This window comes from Bradyrhizobium sp. (assembly GCF_049512235.1).
Taxonomy (GTDB): domain Bacteria; phylum Pseudomonadota; class Alphaproteobacteria; order Rhizobiales; family Xanthobacteraceae; genus Bradyrhizobium.
Map to the genome: position 1 here is coordinate 1 of NZ_JBEKXH010000013.1, position 17,255 is coordinate 17,255.

15 protein-coding genes are annotated in these 17,255 nt (G+C 62.4%); 3 read left to right on the top strand and 12 right to left on the bottom strand.

Annotated features, from left to right (window positions below; translation table 11 throughout):
* Both typA and ABSG20_RS02335 read right to left on the bottom strand, forming a co-directional pair.
* Window positions 1–1,670: translational GTPase TypA (gene typA / locus ABSG20_RS02330; RefSeq protein ID WP_423862866.1), on the bottom strand; the 1,670-nt coding region annotated here is incomplete at its 3' end.
* A 268-nt stretch (window positions 1,671–1,938) separates the two neighbouring features.
* On the bottom strand, window positions 1,939–2,706 hold the full coding sequence (locus ABSG20_RS02335; RefSeq protein WP_423862867.1) for a Crp/Fnr family transcriptional regulator: 768 nt from the start codon (window positions 2,704–2,706) through the stop codon (window positions 1,939–1,941).
* A 175-nt stretch (window positions 2,707–2,881) separates the two neighbouring features.
* Here ABSG20_RS02335 and ABSG20_RS02340 point away from each other — a divergent pair, with 175 nt between their 5' ends.
* Window positions 2,882–3,247 (top strand): response regulator, encoded by a 366-nt coding sequence (locus tag ABSG20_RS02340; protein WP_423862868.1) that lies wholly within the window; start codon window positions 2,882–2,884, stop codon window positions 3,245–3,247.
* An 82-nt stretch (window positions 3,248–3,329) separates the two neighbouring features.
* On the opposite strand, the gene ABSG20_RS02345 is transcribed toward ABSG20_RS02340, so the two are convergent.
* From ABSG20_RS02345 to ABSG20_RS02370, 6 genes are all read right to left on the bottom strand, one after another.
* Entirely contained in the window at window positions 3,330–4,208 is an 879-nt protein-coding gene (locus ABSG20_RS02345; protein WP_423862869.1) for an SDR family oxidoreductase, read from the bottom strand.
* On the bottom strand, window positions 4,195–6,222 hold the full coding sequence (locus tag ABSG20_RS02350; RefSeq protein WP_423862870.1) for an acetyl/propionyl/methylcrotonyl-CoA carboxylase subunit alpha: 2,028 nt from the start codon (window positions 6,220–6,222) through the stop codon (window positions 4,195–4,197). Before ABSG20_RS02350 ends, ABSG20_RS02345 begins: the two co-directional genes overlap by 14 nt.
* 3 nt (window positions 6,223–6,225) lie before the next feature.
* Window positions 6,226–7,389 carry an acyl-CoA dehydrogenase family protein gene (locus ABSG20_RS02355; RefSeq protein ID WP_423862871.1) on the bottom strand — a complete coding sequence of 388 codons (1,164 nt, stop codon included), beginning with the start codon at window positions 7,387–7,389 and terminating at the stop codon, window positions 6,226–6,228.
* Window positions 7,386–8,996 carry an acyl-CoA carboxylase subunit beta gene (locus ABSG20_RS02360; RefSeq protein ID WP_423862872.1) on the bottom strand — a complete coding sequence of 537 codons (1,611 nt, stop codon included), beginning with the start codon at window positions 8,994–8,996 and terminating at the stop codon, window positions 7,386–7,388. The genes ABSG20_RS02355 and ABSG20_RS02360 overlap by 4 nt, the downstream gene beginning before the upstream one ends.
* 75 nt (window positions 8,997–9,071) lie before the next feature.
* Window positions 9,072–9,824, bottom strand: a complete 753-nt coding sequence (locus ABSG20_RS02365; protein WP_423862873.1) for a TetR family transcriptional regulator — start codon at window positions 9,822–9,824, stop codon at window positions 9,072–9,074.
* A 384-nt stretch (window positions 9,825–10,208) separates the two neighbouring features.
* Entirely contained in the window at window positions 10,209–11,558 is a 1,350-nt protein-coding gene (locus tag ABSG20_RS02370) for a TAXI family TRAP transporter solute-binding subunit (protein ID WP_423862897.1), read from the bottom strand.
* Window positions 11,559–11,825: 267 nt separating this feature from the next.
* Between ABSG20_RS02370 and ABSG20_RS02375 the strand changes: the two genes are divergently transcribed.
* Together ABSG20_RS02375 and ABSG20_RS02380 are read left to right on the top strand one after the other, a co-directional pair.
* The gene (locus tag ABSG20_RS02375; protein WP_423862874.1) at window positions 11,826–12,131 is read left to right on the top strand and encodes a 4a-hydroxytetrahydrobiopterin dehydratase; all 306 of its coding nucleotides are present in this window, start codon (window positions 11,826–11,828) and stop codon (window positions 12,129–12,131) included.
* 152 nt (window positions 12,132–12,283) lie between these two features.
* A complete protein-coding gene (locus ABSG20_RS02380; RefSeq protein ID WP_423862875.1) occupies window positions 12,284–12,658 on the top strand; it encodes a YkvA family protein in 375 nt (124 codons plus the stop codon).
* Window positions 12,659–12,671: 13 nt separating this feature from the next.
* Here the strand turns inward: ABSG20_RS02380 and ABSG20_RS02385 are convergent, their stop codons facing one another.
* From ABSG20_RS02385 to ABSG20_RS02400, 4 genes are all read right to left on the bottom strand, one after another.
* Window positions 12,672–13,880 (bottom strand): TAXI family TRAP transporter solute-binding subunit, encoded by a 1,209-nt coding sequence (locus tag ABSG20_RS02385; RefSeq protein ID WP_423862876.1) that lies wholly within the window; start codon window positions 13,878–13,880, stop codon window positions 12,672–12,674.
* Between the two features lie 26 nt (window positions 13,881–13,906).
* Window positions 13,907–14,743, bottom strand: a complete 837-nt coding sequence (locus ABSG20_RS02390; RefSeq protein ID WP_423862877.1) for a hypothetical protein — start codon at window positions 14,741–14,743, stop codon at window positions 13,907–13,909.
* 371 nt (window positions 14,744–15,114) lie between these two features.
* Window positions 15,115–16,287, bottom strand: coding sequence for a TAXI family TRAP transporter solute-binding subunit (locus ABSG20_RS02395; protein WP_423862878.1), 1,173 nt, complete (start codon window positions 16,285–16,287; stop codon window positions 15,115–15,117).
* 25 nt (window positions 16,288–16,312) lie between these two features.
* Complete coding sequence (locus tag ABSG20_RS02400; protein WP_423862879.1) at window positions 16,313–17,086, bottom strand: SEL1-like repeat protein; 774 nt, start codon at window positions 17,084–17,086, stop codon at window positions 16,313–16,315.
* Window positions 17,087–17,255: the final 169 nt, after the last annotated feature.

A 17,255-nucleotide genomic window follows, 5' to 3' on the forward strand; every position in this document is an offset into this window, starting at 1 on the left:
AGGCGCACCGCTTCATCCTTCGAGGTGGTGCGGATGTTGGTGAGCTGCTTGCCCTTGAGGATGTTGATCTCGAGGTCGTTGTCGCGGGTGTGCTCGCCGACGATCATGCCCTTGTAGACCTTGCAGCCCGGCTCGATCATCATCGGGCCGCGGTCTTCCAGCTTGAACATCGCATAGGCCACCGCCTCGCCCTGATCGTTGGAGATCAACACGCCATTGCGGCGGCCCTGTATGTCGCCCTTGTAGGGCGCATAATTGTGGAACAGCCGGTTCATGATCGCGGTGCCGCGGGTGTCGGTCAGGAGTTCGCCCTGATAGCCGATCAGGCCGCGGGTCGGTGCGTAGAACACCAGCCGCAGCCGGTGGCCGCCGGAGGGGCGCATTTCGATCATCTCGGCCTTGCGCTCGCTCATCTTCTGCACCACGACGCCGGAATGTTCCTCGTCGACGTCGATCACCACTTCCTCGATCGGCTCCTGCCACTCGCCGGTCGTCTCGTCCTTTTTCAAGACCACGCGCGGGCGCGACACCGACAATTCAAAACCTTCGCGGCGCATGGTCTCGATCAGGATCGCGAGCTGCAATTCGCCGCGGCCCGACACTTCCATGGCATCCCTGTCGGCGGCCTCGGTGACACGCAGGGCGACATTGCCCTCGGCCTCGCGCAACAGGCGGTCGCGGATCATGCGGCTCGTGACCTTGTCGCCCTCGGTGCCGGCGAGCGGCGAGTTGTTGACGATGAAGGACATCGACACCGTCGGCGGATCGATCGGCTGCGCCTTCAGCGGCGTATCGACGGAGGGGTCGCAGAAGGTATCGGCAACGGTGCCCCTGGTGAGGCCGGCGATGGCGACGATGTCGCCGGCTTCGGCTTCTTCCAGCGGCATGCGCTCGATGCCGCGGAAGGCGATGATTTTGGTAATGCGGCCCTGCTCGATCAGCTTGCCGTCGCCGCCGAGCACCTTGACGGCCTGGTTCGGCTTGATGGTACCGGAGGTGATGCGGCCGGTGATGATGCGGCCGAGATAGGGATTGGCCTCCAGAATGGTGCCGATCATGCGGAAAGGACCTTGTTCGACCGTCGGCGGCGCGACGTGGCGCAGGATCAGGTCGAACAAAGGCTGCATGCCGGCGTCCTTGGGACCATCGGGGCTTTCCGCCATCCAGCCCTGCTTGGCCGAACCGTAGAGAATCGGAAAATCCAGCTGCTCCTCTGACGCATCCAGCGCCGCGAACAGGTCGAATACCTCGTTGATGACCTCGGTCGGCCGCGCATCCGGCCGGTCGACCTTGTTGATGACGACGATCGGCTTTAAGCCCACCTTGAGCGCCTTCGACACCACGAATTTGGTCTGCGGCAGCGGGCCTTCGGCAGCGTCCACCAAGACCAGCGCGCCATCCACCATGTTCAGGATGCGCTCGACCTCGCCGCCGAAATCGGCGTGGCCGGGGGTATCGACGATGTTGATGCGGGTGTCCTTCCACTGCACCGAGGCGGCCTTGGCGAGGATGGTGATGCCGCGCTCGCGCTCCAGGTCGTTGGAATCCATCGCGCGCTCGACCACCCGCTGGTTCTCGCGATAGGTGCCGGATTGCTGCAGCAGGCGATCGACCAGCGTGGTCTTGCCGTGGTCGACGTGGGCGATGATGGCGACGTTACGAAGTTTCATGGCTCTTCTTCTGGCTCGGACCATGGTGAGAGTGCGATCTCGCCGGAAAACCGGGACCGACTTTTCCGGATCGCGCTCGAATACCTGGAGTTTTGCAGGGCGTTACCTGCGCCCAAAAAGGAAACCCGGCCAAAACGGACCGGGCATACCTCTACTCGTTGCAACGCAATATAGTCAGAGATAGCCGAAAAACAATGCGTTGTTTTGCGGGTGGTTAGCTGAATCTAGCAATCCAGGGGCTTATCGCGGTCAGCGGGGAGCGCCTGCTTCAGCCGCTCTGCTCCGCTTCGGCGGGATAGACCCCACGCAGCACTTCCTCGAAATGGTTTTTCACGGATTCGTTGCAGAGACAGGCCCGGCCGCGCAGCGCTTCGCGGTCGCGCACCAGGATCGAGCCGCGGCGGGTCTCAAGCACCCCCTGCGCCCTGAAGGCCTGAATGACGCGGCTGGCATAGCTGCGGCCGACGCCCAACAAGGTCGCAAGCTGCTCGTGGGTCAGGGGGACGACGCCTTCGCCGCCGGTGCGCTCCATCGCCGAGATGATCCACTTGGCGGTGCGCTGTTCGATCGAATGGATCGCATTGCAGGCCGTCGACTGGAACATCTGGGCCAGCATGCAGTCGGCATAACGCGCAAACACGTTGCGCAGGCTCGGCGAACTTGCTTTCGCCGCATCCAGCCTGCCGACATGCAGCCGGACGAACGGCCCGCCAAACTTGACCATGATACGGGTATAGGCCGGCAGATGTCCCTGGCTGACGATGCCGCCGACGGCGCCTTCGCGACCGACCAGAATGGTTTCGATGTCGCGGCCGTCCTCGTTGGCAACCAGGTAGGATGCAAGGCTCGGCCCGCAGGGAAAGTGGACGATCTCGACATCGTCGCCGGGATTATAGAGCAGGTTGCTGGCTTCGACCTCGTCACGGCCGAGATGGGGCGCGAGCAGCGCGAAGTCGCCGGCACTGAGCCTGCGCAGCAGGTTGTTGTCGGGCCGCTCGCTGCATTCCTTGGTGTTTGCGTTCGCCGTCGTTGCCATTTGTTCCCACCCCGCGGCCCATCGAGTAGCGATTATATGACCTGTTGTGTGTACAAGTGCACAGACAAACGCAGCCGCGGGGTGTTGGTTGCATCCTTGGAACCGGCGAACACCCGTGCGGCGGCAGTTGCGAATTCAGTGGGCCTCGACTTTGACACCTCCCGTGCGCATGTTCATGGAACACACCGCTCCCGGCCACTTCCCGAACGACGTATTGATCGTGGAGGATGACCCGATCATTGCGCTCGATTTCGAGGACACTATTCTCGGTTTTGGGGTCAAGACGGTGCGAACTGCCGCGAGCGTGGCAAAAGCGCTGGAGTTGATCGAAAGGAGGGTGCCGGAATTTGCCTTGCTCGATGTCGGGCTGGTCCGTGAAAAGAGTTTTGCGATCGCCGAGCGGCTCGATGCGCTGGGCATTCCCTTTGCCTTTGTCACGGGTTATGGCGCCGATGTCGGGCTTCCCGAACCATTCGCGCAAAGGCCGAGGCTACCCAAGCCCTGTTCGAGCGACGCGCTGCGCGCGCTGCTGCAGCTCTGATCCGGCGAAGGCACCAGGCGCTGGCGACAGCATGCAGTGGGCATAGTGTGCGGACACTCTCAATTGGACTGCAATTTCCCTCTCAGCTGACTTTGAAATAGTCAGGCTTGTCGCTCACCCAGAACTCGCCCCACAGCACGCCGCCGCCATCAACGATCAGCGTCTCGCCGGTGACGAACTTTCCGGACGGCCCGCTAAAATAGATAGCGGCATCCGCCACATCGAAAGCGTCGCCGAAGCGCATCATCGGATTTGATTGCGCCGAACGCCGTCGCGAATCTTCCGAATAGACTTTCTGGCCCTCGGTATCGATTGCGCCCGGAGCAATGCAGTTGATCCGAATGTTCTGCGGCGCCCACTCGACGGCAACGGTCTTCGACAAGGCGATCACGCCCGCGCGCGCGGCGCAGGTATGCGCGACGCCCGGCATTCCCCGATCCACCACCGCGACAACATTGACGATGGACCCCGGCCTGCCGGCGGCCATCCATCGCTTGGCCGCGGTCTGCATCATGTACCAGGTCCCGGTAAGATTGGTTTCGATGACGGCGTTCCAGCCCTTGGGCGTGAAGTCGATCGCCGGCTGGGGGTATTGACCACCGGCGCAGTTGACCAACACATCGAAAGCGCCGAAACGCCCGGTGACGGCCTCGAACAGGGCTTCGACGTCTTCGATTCGGCGGATGTTGCAAAGGTAGGACTCGACGGCCAATCCGGCGTCGCGCATGGGGTTTAAGGTTTCATTGAGCTTTTCGATGTTGCGCCCGCAGATTGCGACTTTCGCTCCCAACCTGCCGAACATCCATGCGGTCGCTCTTCCGATACCGCCGCCGCCGCCGGATATGACGACCGTCTGACCCGCGAACAGATTTGGCCTGAATGGAATATCCCGGTTCGCAAGCTGCTCGTCGGTAAAGCCAAATTGCAAGTTCTGGGTCGTCGCATGCTCACCCTGCGCCATCGCTGTTCTCCGTGTCCTGCATCGCGACGATTTCCATGAGATTCTGGCGCACGCTGACCTGCTGACCGACGATAACATCCAGCCTGGCAAGCCGCCCTGACACCGGCGCCAGTATCTGATGCTCCATCTTCATGGCCTCGAGTATCGCCAAGACCTGTCCTGTCATGACGAACGCGCCGGCTTCCACCCGAATTTCAGTGACACTGCCCGGCATGGGCGCGCAGATCACCGCCGATCCATCGGCAGTTTTCGCCGCGGCCGCCCCGCGACTTTCTGAAAAGGAAAACCAGCTATCGCCGCGAACGAGATGCAGCACGTCGCCCTCCCAGGCGAAGCGGAAAGCGCGGTCGACGCCGTCAACCCTGATATGCGACGGCGCTCCAAGCGAGTTCATGACGATCGACTGTTCTCCGGCATCGTCCGACACGTTGACTGACGATGGCCCGGCGCCCCTGATACGGACCACACTTCGCCAATCGCCGGCCGCCAGGGAAATGGGTTGTGTCCCTGTCGGCACGCTTTGCCAATTGCGCAACGTGGCATCGATGCCGGCGGCCGAGCGCGCGTGAAACAGCGCCGCGGCGACCGCCGTCATCTGCCGATCGGGAGACAGGCTGCGGCGCTGGTCGAGCGCGTAGCTCTCGATGAACCCGGTGTCGAACTCGGCATTGGCGAATGCCGGGTGCCTCAGACACAGTCCGAGGAAAGACAGGTTGTTTCGCACGCCTCCGATCGAAAACGTTTCCAGGGCGCGGACCAGCCTCATCCGCGCGACGTCGCGCGTCTCGCCGCAGGCAACCACTTTCGCGATCATGGGATCATAGTGGGTTGAAACGATGCAGCCTTCCCGCAGTCCATGGTCGACCCTGATGCCGTCGCCCTCCGGCGGTTGCCAGATCGACAGTCGGCCTGACTGCGGCAGAAAACGGCTGGCCGGGTCTTCCGCGCATACCCGCGCTTCGATCGCATGCCCGGTGAGATGCACTTGCTGCTGGGTCAACGGCAGTGGCTCCCCAGATGCAATTTTGATCTGCCACGCCACCAGATCGAGGCCCGTGACCATCTCGGTCACGGGATGCTCGACCTGAAGCCGTGTGTTCATTTCCAGAAAGAAGAACGCTTCTCCAGGCGTGACCAGAAACTCGACCGTGCCCGCTCCTTCGTAATTGACCGCATTCGCGGCCCGGACCGCCGCCTGTCCCATCCGTTCGCGCAGCTCCCGCGAGAGGCCGGGCGCCGGCGCCTCCTCGATCAGCTTCTGGTGACGGCGCTGGATGGAACAATCACGGTCGCCGAGATGAACAGCGTTGCCCCAACTGTCGCCAAAGACCTGCACCTCGACGTGGCGCGCAGGGGTGACTGCCTTCTCAAGCATCAGCGATCCGTTGCCAAAGGCCTTCAGCGCCTCGCGTCGTGCGCTCCGCAGCGCCTGGTCGAGCTCAAAGACCGATGCCACGAGTCGCATGCCCTTGCCGCCGCCACCGGCGATGGCCTTGATCATGAGGGGAAAGCCGACCCGCTCGGCTTCACGCATCAGGACGGCATCGTCCTGTTCATCGCCGTCGTAGCCGGGGATGCAAGGCACCCCGGCGGCCGCCATCAGCTGCTTGGCCGTCGCCTTGTTCGCCATGGAGTGCATCGCTTCGGGCGATGGACCGATGAAGACGAGGCTAGCCGCCTTGCATTGCGCCGCGAATTCGCCGCTCTCGGACAGGAACCCATAACCGGGATGGATCGCCTGTGCGCCGGTCCGCCTCGCGGCGTCGATCAATTTTGCGGCGTTCAGATAGGATTCCGCCGCTGCCGCCGACCCGATGCAAACCGCCATATCCGCCGCGCGCGCATGAGGCATACCAGCATCGGCTTCCGAATAGACGGCGACCGCACGAAAGCCGAGCCGATGCGCTGATCTGATGATCCGGACGGCGATTTCGCCCCGGTTTGCGACCAGAATCGTATCGAACGGCCTCGCCCGCGGCGCGCTTTCGTGATCCGGGGATCCCTCGCGCGGCATGTTTCAGGCTTTCCGCTGTTGATCGGACATTCCCAATCGCTTCGAGATGATTTCGAGCATCACCTCGTCGGCGCCTCCGCCGATCGAGGCGACGCGCCCGTCACGGTAGAAACGCGAAATCGGCGTTTCGTTCATGAAACCCATGCCTCCGTAATATTGCAGGCAGGCGTCGGCGACCTCACGAACCAGCCGCCCCGCCGATAGCTTGGCCATCGAAGCCAGCGTCGTGACATCCACGCCTTCAGAATATTCCTGCACCGCGCGATAGACCAACGAACGCAGCATTTCGATCCTGGTCTGGAGCTCGGCCAGTCGAAACCGCACGCTTTGATTATCGAGAATGCGTCTGCCGAACGCGATCCGGGCGCCGGCATAGTCGATCGCCTCCTGAACCGCGCGATCCATCGGCCGGAGAACGCTGGCCGCAGCCCACAGACGCTCCTCCTGGAATTGCTGCATCTGATAGACGAAGCCCATGCCCTCTTCGCCGATGCGGTGGCGCTGGGGCACACGCACGCCATCGAAAAAGATTTGTGCGGTGTCGGAACTCCGCATACCCAGCTTGTCGAGCTTGCGCGCGACGGTGACGCCGGGGGATTTCAACGGCACGACGATCAGAGATTTCGATTTATGCGGCGGCCCGTCGCTGGTGTTGGCGAGCATGCACATCCAGTCGGCCTGCGCGCCGTTGGTGATCCAGAGCTTGCCGCCGTCGATGACGTAATCGTCGCCGTCCTTGCGCGCGGTGGTCCTGATGCGGCTGACGTCCGAACCCGCCGACGGCTCGGAAACCCCGATGCAGCCGACATAGTCGCCGCGGATCGATGGCGAAAGAAACTCCGCGCGCAGCGCGTCGCTCCCGTGCAGGGCGAGCGCCGGCGTGCACATATCGGTCTGAACGCCGATCGCCAGCGGCACGCCGCCGCAGGTGATCTCGCCGAGAGCCTCCGCGAACGCAACCGAGAAGGTGTAGTCGAGCTCAAGGCCGCCGAATTCCTTTGGTTTGCTGATGCCCAATAGCCCAAGCGCCCCGAATTTGGCAAACACCTCGTGCGCCGGAAACATTCCGGCCTGCTCCCAATCGTCGACATGGGGATTGATTTCGGATTCGATGAGCTTCCTGGCCGAGCGCTGCAGCTCGAGATGATCCGGCGTGTAAATGGTCATAGCCGCGCAACTCCGAAGGTGTTGGCGTTGAGCCGTCGATCAGCCGCTTCGCGGCAGGTCGCAAGGCAAATTCCGAGGACGCGCCTGGAGTCCCTGGGGTCTATGATGCCGTCGTCCCACAGGCGCGCCGTCGCAAACATCGCCGTGGATTGCTTGTCGAATTGATCGACCAGCCGACGCTCCGCGCTCTGCAGTTTCTCCCGGTCGGGCTCGACGCCCTCCCTTCGCGCGCGATCTTCCGAAATGATCGTCATGACTCGCGCCGCCTGCGCGCCACCCATGACGGCCACCCGGTTGTTTGGCCAGGCAAAGACAAAGCGGGGCTCGAACGAGCGTCCGCACATGCCGTAATGCCCTGCTCCGAAACTCGCGCCGATGTGCAGGGTAATTTGTGGAACGGTGGCGTTCGCCACCGCCTGGATCATCTTGGCGCCGTGCTTGACGATGCCCCGTCGCTCGGCGTCGACGCCGACCAGATAGCCCGTGATGTTCTGCAGGTAGACGATCGGCAACCCGGACTGGCACATCAGCTGGATAAACTGCGCCGCCTTGGTCGCTCCATCGGAGTCGATCGGTCCGTTATTGCCGATCAGGGCCACCGGAATTCCCATCAGATGGCCCTGGCCGCAGACCGTCGCGATGCCGATGTCGCGCTTGAAATCGAGGAAGTCCGAAGCGTCCACGAGCCGGGCAATGACCTCACGGACGTCATAGCCCTTCCGGAAGTCGACCGGTACGACGCCGGCCAGTTCGTCCGGGTCGTAGCGTGGCGGCGCGTAAGATCCGGCACCGGAAGTCGAGGACCAGTTCAGGTTTCGAACGATCTCGCGGCCAAGTGCGATCGCATCCTCGTCGCTCTCGGCGATGTAATCGGCCACACCCGAAACGGTCGTGTGCATGACGGCGCCGCCAAGCTCTTCGTCGGTTGCGACTTCCCCGGTTGCCGCAACCAGCAAGGGCGGCCCCGCGAGAAAGATTTTTGCCCTGTCCCGGACCACAACGACGTAATCCGAGAGGCCCGGCAGATAGGCGCCGCCCGCGGTCGATGAGCCGTGGACGATGCTGATTTGCGGAATTCCGGCGGCGGACATCCGGGCCTGATTGCGGAACATTCCGCCGCCATCGACGAAGGTGTCGGCCTGGTGCGGCATGCTGCCGCCGGCGGATTCCACCAGATAGATGACCGGCAGCTTGTTCTCCATGGCGATGGTCTGCGCGCGCAATTGCTTGCGCATTCCCATTGGCGTTATCGTACCGCCCTTGATGCCGCTGTCGTGCGCCATCACCATGCAGCGCGCCCCGCTCACTATTGCGATGCCCGCGATGGTCGCGCCGCCGAAGGCATTGCGGTCGCCGTCGTCGCCGAACATTCCGTGTCCGGCCAGGGTCGAAAGCTCGAGAAAGGGTGCGCCGCGATCGGTAAGCCTCGCCACTCGGTCGCGGGGGTGGATCTGGCCGCGTTGCTCGAACTGCGGTCGACGCGCATCCGAAAGCGCCCTTACCTTTTGCTCCGCGGCGCGGACATCATCCAGCAGCGCCAGCATCTCGTCGCGGTTGGCCCGAAATGCTTCACTTGAGGTCGATATCCCGGACGTCAGCACAGCCATTAAACATGCTTCCTCTTGTCGGTGCGCCAGATGCTCAGCGCCCTTTCGTTCCGGGCAAGGCTCGATGGGGGACGCTCACGATTGCTGTTCCAGGCGCGTCGCGACGGCGTCGAGCCGGGCCACCGTTTTTTCAATGCTGGCGCAAAGCTCGTCCGGCGAAGGCGTGGAAGCGGCCGGCGTCGCGATGCCCGCGAATACGACATTCACAATCAAGTCGGCCGATCGATCCACGTCGACGTCGCCATGGCCGAGCAGCATGGCCCAGGTGTGATGGTCGATGCCGCCGAAAATCAAATCGCGTACCAGCGTGATCGGCATGTCGGCGCGGAATTCGCCGTTGGCGATACCCTCGCGGCAAGCATCGAGCAGGAAGTGCGTGTAACGGCGGTTCAGTTGATAGACCTCGCCTTGATAATAATCCCGGCTATAGCGCGCCTCGTGCAGACACAGGCGCGCGACATCGAGGTCTTGCTTCAGGGACGACAGATGTCGCCAGACGATGAAGCGGACCTTGTTTCTGGCGCCTGAAATGCCACCCAGGTTCTTGGCGAATTCGGCGAGCATCGACTCGTACCAGAGCTCGATCACCCGCATCACAAGCTGGCGCTTGGAATCAAAGAACTTGTAGATCGTGCCTTCGGCGATGCCGGCCTCGGCGGCTATCTCCGCGATCGAGGCGTCGGCATAACCGCGCTTGCAAAACACCGCCCGCGCCGCCGCCTCGATCGCGCCGACCCGCTCCTGTCTGGGAAGGCGGGATGACCCACGCTTCGAAGACAGCCCCCAAGAACCGTTAGCCCCGTCGTCGCTGCTTGCTGTGAGTGCCAAAACGATCCCCAGGCACCGAAAATTGAAAGTTAGCGAACGCTACTCACTAAAGAAAAAAGATGCCTCTAGTGAGATTATTTATCTAAAGTCGCCTTGTCTTGTGAGATCCTAAGGGACCAATCGTAACCTACAATACCACCGAAATTTCACGAGTCCAGCCATCAGGCCCAAATTAGTGAGCAGCATTTCCCATCTGTCCCTGGGCTGCGGCCGCCCTTCCCACAGACGCGATTTTCAACGTCAGCGCCTCCGGGGCACCGGAATGCCAAAGGGGTTCCCGATCTGCGCAAGGCCTGGTCGGCGCGGCTCGGCCCGAAGGTTCCCGAATGCAGGGGGCCGGAGACGAATTCCCAGAACGGCTCGAAATCCTGGAATTTTGCCCGCCTATAACGTGCCGGTGGCACGGAGCTGCGCCCCTGCCCGCTGCGGATTTTGCGGCGCGCTCGAAAGCATGGCCCTGCGGTCGGCCACGGCGTTGTGGAATTGTCCGAGCGCGATGTTGAAGGCGGTCAACGCCCCTTCCTCGATGGCGCCGTGCTCGAAGCAACGCAGGGTATCGCGCAGGATCGTGTCCGCCTCGGTCTGCATCCGGTCGAGTTCCTCGGCGGAATCGCTGCACCGTGCCGCCACGATCATGTCGAGCAGCCGTTCGCGCAGGGTACTGTTGTTGCTGCGCTCGTCCTTCTTCAGGTAGCCTGCGAACCATGCGCCGGCCGAGCCCATCGCCGACAGCGCCATCAGCCCCCACCAGATGAAATCGCTGTAGCGATCGAAAAAGGACTTTTCCTCGCCGTCGACAAAGGCCGCGGCGCCCGGATGCACCGGAATGACGGCGTCCTTGTCGGTATCCGGGGTCTCGATCTTCGCGGCCAGCGGGAATTCAGCCAACAGAGCCTGGCGGCTCGCGAACAGCTGCCGGGTGAAGGCGGCGACCGTCGATTCCGAGAGATCTTTGCGCGCGACAATGTGGTGGGAGAAACTAATCGTCTTGACCTCGTCATCGGGTTTGTCGGGCGAGCCGCCGAAGGCGCCGGCGGGAATTTCGGATGCTTCGTACATCGGATGGTTTTGCGCGATCGCTTCAGCCGAATCGATGGCAAGGAAAGTCGGCGTGCCGCCGTCGTGGGTCGATGCCGTAATCGCATCCGCGGTGATCTTGCTGTTGACTGGCCCCGCGGCGAGATAGGCGTCCGCCTTCTGGTTGCGAATGGCATCCACGGCCTCGGCGGCCGGAAACTGAACAATCTCGACCTTGTCCGGATCGACGCCATATTGCCGCAGGATGATCTTGAGCAGATTGACGTTGGCCTGGGTGCGGCCGACGACGCCGATGCGGCGTCCGGCGAGCTGGGGAATTTTGGTGATCTTCGGGCCGGCTTTCCTGCCCTTGCCCTTGGTGGCCGGAGGCACCCACAGCACCGCGACATTCTTGCGCAAGGTTGCCACGGCCTGCGCATTTTTCGGCACGTCGAGATCGCCGCGGATGATGGCAAGATCGACCTTGCCGTCGGCCAGGGCCTGGGCGCTGGCGGCCGCGCCGTCGGTCTGCATCGGGCGCAAACGGATGTGGCCGCGCGTCTGGGTGAAGGCTTGGGTCAGCGCCTGCACGACCTTGATGTCATCGCTGTTGGCGGGACCTACCGCGATCCGCAAGGTCTCTGGCCGCATCGCAAAGTAATAGCCGGCTGCCAGCGCGGCGACGACCGCGAGCAGCCCGGCCACCGTGACGAACATCGTCTTCCGCCTGGCCGAGCGCGCCGACGGCGGCGCCGGCGGCCCAACCAGGTCAGGGCCTCCGGTCATCGACCTTGCAAACAACCGTTTGAGGTTCACATTCATGCTGCCAACGCGGTTTGACGGTTATCTTAGCAAATTCCCTGCCAGCACAGGGATACTTCTGTGGCATGGTTCCCGGCACCCCCCGGACCGGCTTTGCCGGCCAATTGTGGCATGGATAACGGGCGCCGTGTTCGGTAAGTTGGTGTGAAACGGGAGGCAATGGTGGCGGAGCTTCTATCGGCAGAGACGCGAAAATCGGCCCTGAAGGGGTTACCCGGCTGGACCGAAACCCCGGGACGCAAGGCCATTGCGCGAACCTTTACTTTCAAGGATTTCAATGAAGCGTTCGGGTTCATGGCCCGCGCCGCGCTGGTCGCCGAAAAGAGCGACCACCACCCGGAATGGCGCAACGTTTACAAGACGGTAGAGGTGGTTCTGGCGACCCATGACGCCGGTGGCGTTACCTCGCGCGATATCGAGCTGGCGACGGCGATGAACGCCATCGCCGGTCAGCTCGGCGCCAGCTGACGACAGGCACTTTTTCTTATCTCCGCCTGCCGCCGCAGATGCGATTGGGAGCGTCTCTGTCCCCGGTTGCAAAGCAATCTTGCGGCGGGCGCACCACATCCCCAAATCCTCAGCGCGGCGATCTGCCGCGCCGGCCTCATGGAGCCCAGGCGATGATTTCCGAACATACCGCTGGCTTTGAGTCCGCCGACAAGCCCGCGGAAGACCGTGAAAGCGTGCGGCGCCGCTTCTGGATCAAGTTCAAGCGGGTGGTGGCGCAGCTCCCGTTCGCCGAGGATCTGCTCGCCGCCTATTATTGCGCGTTCGATAGACAAACGCCGCGTCATGTACAGGCGACGCTGCTCGGCGCCATCGCCTATTTCATCCTGCCCTTCGATTTCATTCCGGACATGCTGCCGGTGCTCGGCTTCACCGACGATGCCGCGGTGCTCGCAACCGCCATCCGGCTGGTAGCGACCCACATCACGTCGGATCATCGCGAAGCGGCCCGCACCGCGTTGCAGCGAGGCATTGACGGCGCCGGTTAAGCGCCTGTGGTGCCTAAGGGCCCGTCGAACTCTGCGGCTTGCGCGCCGCACGGACCTGGTCCCGGGTACTTTGCTCGACGTCCCACGCCCGGAACTGCCTCAACAGCGTGTCGTCCTTGTCGGCGTCCTCCGGCAGCCTTCTCGGCGCCGCCGCATCCTGCGAATCCTGTCTCAGGAATTCATCGAATCTGACGCGCGCGACCGGCGCTATGCCGTGGCTGTCGAGCCATTGCTGGGCGGGCGCGAAGCGCCTCCAGCCGGGAAGCGGGGCCGCCAGCGAAACCTCATTCCATTTCGGATGGAAGGGCGAATTCTGAAAGGCGGGAAATTTCGTGAAGAAATTGTCAACGAACATCGCGAGCTTTCGATAGCGCCCGGTGTTGGGAGCCCAGTTATAGGCTGCGAGCACCGACGGGACGGCGATCGTATCGACCGGCTCCTGATCCGAAATCAGGTTGGGATAGTCTTTCGCCGTGAGGCTCGCCGGCAGGTAGTCGGCCTGCAAGGAACTGTCATAGTCGACCGGAACGAAATGCAGCCGGTCGTCGTTGATCTGGCTGATGATCGGCGACGGTTTGCCCTGGACGGAAACCACGGCATCGAGTTCGCCGCCCTTCAATTTCTCCAGCGCGATCCGTTGCTCCAGATAGACGAATCGCGGCTTGATTCCGAGCCGCTCGAATACCGTCTGGGCCGTCACGAAGGTGCCGCCATTCGGCAGATCGATGCTGACGATTCTGCCGTCGAGTCCCCTCAGGCTGCGGATCGATTTCGGTGCGATAACGCTCATCTCTTCGTTATAGAGCTTGGTCACATAGGTAAACTGTTTGCGCAGATTTCTCGCGAGACCTTTTTTTTCCATATAGTCGAACGTGTCGGCACGAACGATGCCAAGATCGACACCCTGCAGATAGAGAATATCCTCGACGTTTTGTACCGAGCCTTGTCCGACAATTGGAAGAATGCGCAGCTGATTGCCGTCGTTGAGCAGCGAGGCGAGGTCCGCGCCAAACTGAACATAGGTGCCGCCGATGGTCCCGGTGATCACCGTCACCGTATTGGCGTTCAATGCCTGCCTGGTTTCCGCAGCTCCCTGCTGGACGATCGCCCGCGGCCCTTCGCCGACCCTTGCCGCCGGGTCAAGCTCCACTTGTTGCGCGCTGGCCGCAAGGCCACAAGCCGTCATCATGGCGAACGCCGCCAATCCCAGTAGCCGCCGCATACAGTCTCCCACCGATGTCGTGAACGTCAATTCTGCATTTGAGCGAGGCGCTGCTTCGCATTCAGCGAGCCTAACGCGGCCGCCCTCTGATACCAGCCACGCGCGATCGCGGGATCCGGCGTGATCGTTCGCACATCCGGCTTGCCAAGCACGGCAGGATCGTAGGTCTGCGCCAGCAGCAGCGCCGCATCGGCATCGTCGGCGTGTGCGGCCCGTTCCAGCAGCAATCGGGCAGCCACGATGTCGCCGAACGCTATCAGGCCCTTGGCGCGCCTGATCAGCGCCGGGACTTCATCGGCATTGAGGCCTCTTGCGGTTGGCATGGCACCGAGCGGCTGACCGGTGTCGGACTGGCCCTGCCGGGCTGTCCTGAGGGCGACGGAGATATCCTCGCGCGACGGCGTGCCTCTCGCGGTCGAGGACCCGGTGCGAACGCCGACGGTTGATGGCGTGAACGGCGACGGTGAACTGGAGGTCGATTGCACCGAGGCGGCCACGGCATCTTGAGTTGATGTTTCCGTGATGACGGACTGATCGGTCGATCGGCCGAACAGCGAAGCCCTGGCGGTCGCAAACAGATCGAGCGAATCCTCCAGATAGATCAGCCCGAACGCGATCGCCGCCGCCGCGGCCACAAGAACGCCTGCCTTGATGACCCGCTGCCGCAATGCCGCATCTTTCCAGTCCCAATTCCAGCCGATGGCGATGCCGCGCCGTCGGATTTGTTCGGCGCCCTCGGAGAGAAAGAGCGGCATCGCATAGTCCGGAGCGTGGTGCTCCGGCTCGGTCGATGGCTCGGATTGATAATCCGTGAATTCAGCGCCGCTCGCGTCTTCTTCAATTGCTTCAATTGCCTCAGCCACCTGCTTGCGGCCTAGCATGAGCCTGATATTCCGCGCCATCTGATGCCTTTACGCCACAACGCAACTTCGGGGCATCCCGGCCATGGTTCTTGTCCGTCGTCGACCCGGGCGTCTCCGTTACCAGCCTTCAATTCGCATTGAGAATCAGTCCGAAACGCGACCATCACCGGCGCGATTTGGGAGATATCTTGATTTCATTGAGGCACCGCCGCACGATTTCTTGAACGGCGGCGGCTTGAAACCGGCACCCCGAGATTGTGCTCGAGCACCGCTGCGCCTCGCAATAATTTTCGCTCTGCGCACGGCCGCGCCTTTGGTCGCGAGCCCGAGATGATCGGCGGCGGGGTGCCTTCGGCTACGACGTCGCAGAGCTAATGCGGCTTGCGCGCCGGCTTGTCCTGAGCCTGGGCGCTATGGTCAGCCTCCCAGGCCTGGAATTGCTTGAACAGAGCTTGCTTCTCGGTGTCGGAGGCCGGGCTGGACCCCGGCGGCAGCTGTCGCAAGAATTCATCGAACTTTCGGGCGACAGGCTCGACCCCGTGCTGATCCAGCCATTGTGCGGCGAACGGGAAGCGCTGCCAGTTGGGCAGCGTAGCGGAAAGCGAAACCTCTCGCCATTTCGGATGGAACGGCGGGTTTTGAAAGCTTGGAAATTTCGTGAAGAAACTGTCCACGAACAGCGCGAGCTTGCGATAGCGGTCGGTCTTGGGTGGCCAATTATAGGCGGCAAGCACCGCCGGGACGGCGATCGTGTCGACCTGCTCCTGATCCGAAATCAGGTTGGGATAGTCCTTTGCCGAGAGGCTCGCCGGCAGATAGTCGTCCTGCAGCGATTTCGCGTAATCGACCGGAACGAAATGCAGCCGGTCATCCTTGATCGCGCTGATGATCCTGGACGGCTTGCCCTGCACGGCGATCACGGCATCGATGTCACCGTTGCGCAATTTTTCGAGCGCGATACGCTGCTCGACATAAACGAATTTCGGTTTAATGCCGAGCCGCTCGAACACGATCAGGGCGGTGATGAAGGTGCCGCCATTGGGCAGATCGACACTGACGGTCTTGCCGTCGAGATCGCTCAGGCTGCGGATCGTCTTCGGCGCGATGACATGCATCTCTTCGTTGTAAAGCTTGGTCACGTAAGTGAATTGCTTCTTGATGTCCTTGGCGAAGCCTTTTTTCTCGAGGTAATCGAGGGTGTCGGCCCGCACGATCCCGAGATCGACGCCTTGCAGAAACAGAACATCGGCGACGCTCTGGACGGAGCCGCGGCCAACGATGGGCAGGACGCGCAGTCGATTGCCGTCATCGAGCACAGAGGCGAGGTCCGCGCCGATCTGAACATAGGTGCCGCCGATGGTGCCCGAAATCAGCGTCACCGTGTTTGCGTTCAGCGCCTGCTTGGTTTCGGCCGACCCGAACTGGAATATGGCCTTCAGACTTTCGCTGACCTTTGCCGGGTCAAATTCGGCATCCTCGGCGCGGGCTGCCGAGGCAAAACATATCGTCATGGCGACAAGCGCCATCCCCAGGATACGCTGCATGGTGTCCCCCAACTGCGGTAGAAAATTAATCCTTCATCTGAGCAAGGCGCTGCTGCGCATCCTGCGAGCCGAGTTGCGCCGCCTTCCGGTACCAGTTCCGGGCAGCCACCGGATCGGGTGTGATACTTCGCGCGTCCGCGGTACCGAGCACCGCAGGATCGTAAGTCTGGGCCAGCAGGAGTGCCGCGCTTGGCTCCCGGCCGTCGGCCGCTCGTTCCAGCAACAGCCGTGCAGCCGCGATGTCGCCGATTGCAATCAGGCTCCTGGCGCGCTTCAGCATCGTGGCGATTTCGGCGGGGTCCATTTGTCTGGACGGTGCAGGTTGTGTCGGCGGCGGAGGTGTGGCGGCCGGCTGGCGGATTTCGGTCTGGCTCCGACGGACGCTGTCGAACGCGGCGGCAATGTCTTCCCGCGAGGGCGCGCTGCTGGCGTCGGGCAACGATGCCGCGGTCCCGATCGGCGAGTTATTGACCAGGACCAGCGATGGTGAGGAGGCGGCCGCGCCGGCCTGTGAAGTCTTTTCGGTGGAAATAATGGTGAACAGCCTGACCAAAGCCAGGATCGCGACGACGGCGGCCGCCGCGAAGGCCTTCAAAAGGCCGAGCCTGACGGCTCTTGACGAGAACATGCCCTTGCCCGAGGGCTTTTCGAAGAGCGCCGGTTGCGGTTCATCGTGGCTGTAGAGGAATAAAGGGAACGGCTCCTGATCCTCCAGGCCTGGATCGCTTTCGATCTCGAGGCGACGGCGCGGGTTAGCCGCAGGCCCGGCCGCGCCGCCAAACTTCGTTTCCTGCGCCATGTGATGCCTCCGCGCTGGCAACGAACCCGGTTGGGCATCCCAACGTTCTAATTGTGCCCAGCGCCCGCCGGGGTTGTTAAACTGCGCAGTGAATTCGACCAAAGCGCGGCCTTCGCGCGTACGATTCGGGTGATATCTTGATTTCTTTGCGGCCAAGCGCATGAGAAAT

Excerpts from the sequence above, each read along its gene's own strand:
- ABSG20_RS02335 (WP_423862867.1), bottom strand. The coding sequence starts at position 2,706 with ATGGCAACGACGGCGAACGCAAACACCAAGGAATGCAGCGAGCGGCCC.
- ABSG20_RS02340 (WP_423862868.1), top strand. The coding sequence starts at position 2,882 with ATGGAACACACCGCTCCCGGCCACTTCCCGAACGACGTATTGATCGTG.
- ABSG20_RS02345 (WP_423862869.1), bottom strand. The coding sequence starts at position 4,208 with ATGGCGCAGGGTGAGCATGCGACGACCCAGAACTTGCAATTTGGCTTT.
- ABSG20_RS02350 (WP_423862870.1), bottom strand. The coding sequence starts at position 6,222 with ATGCCGCGCGAGGGATCCCCGGATCACGAAAGCGCGCCGCGGGCGAGG.
- ABSG20_RS02355 (WP_423862871.1), bottom strand. The coding sequence starts at position 7,389 with ATGACCATTTACACGCCGGATCATCTCGAGCTGCAGCGCTCGGCCAGG.
- ABSG20_RS02360 (WP_423862872.1), bottom strand. The coding sequence starts at position 8,996 with ATGGCTGTGCTGACGTCCGGGATATCGACCTCAAGTGAAGCATTTCGG.
- ABSG20_RS02370 (WP_423862897.1), bottom strand. The coding sequence starts at position 11,558 with ATGTTCGTCACGGTGGCCGGGCTGCTCGCGGTCGTCGCCGCGCTGGCA.
- ABSG20_RS02380 (WP_423862875.1), top strand. The coding sequence starts at position 12,284 with ATGATTTCCGAACATACCGCTGGCTTTGAGTCCGCCGACAAGCCCGCG.
- ABSG20_RS02385 (WP_423862876.1), bottom strand. The coding sequence starts at position 13,880 with ATGCGGCGGCTACTGGGATTGGCGGCGTTCGCCATGATGACGGCTTGT.
- ABSG20_RS02395 (WP_423862878.1), bottom strand. The coding sequence starts at position 16,287 with ATGCAGCGTATCCTGGGGATGGCGCTTGTCGCCATGACGATATGTTTT.
- ABSG20_RS02400 (WP_423862879.1), bottom strand. The coding sequence starts at position 17,086 with ATGGCGCAGGAAACGAAGTTTGGCGGCGCGGCCGGGCCTGCGGCTAAC.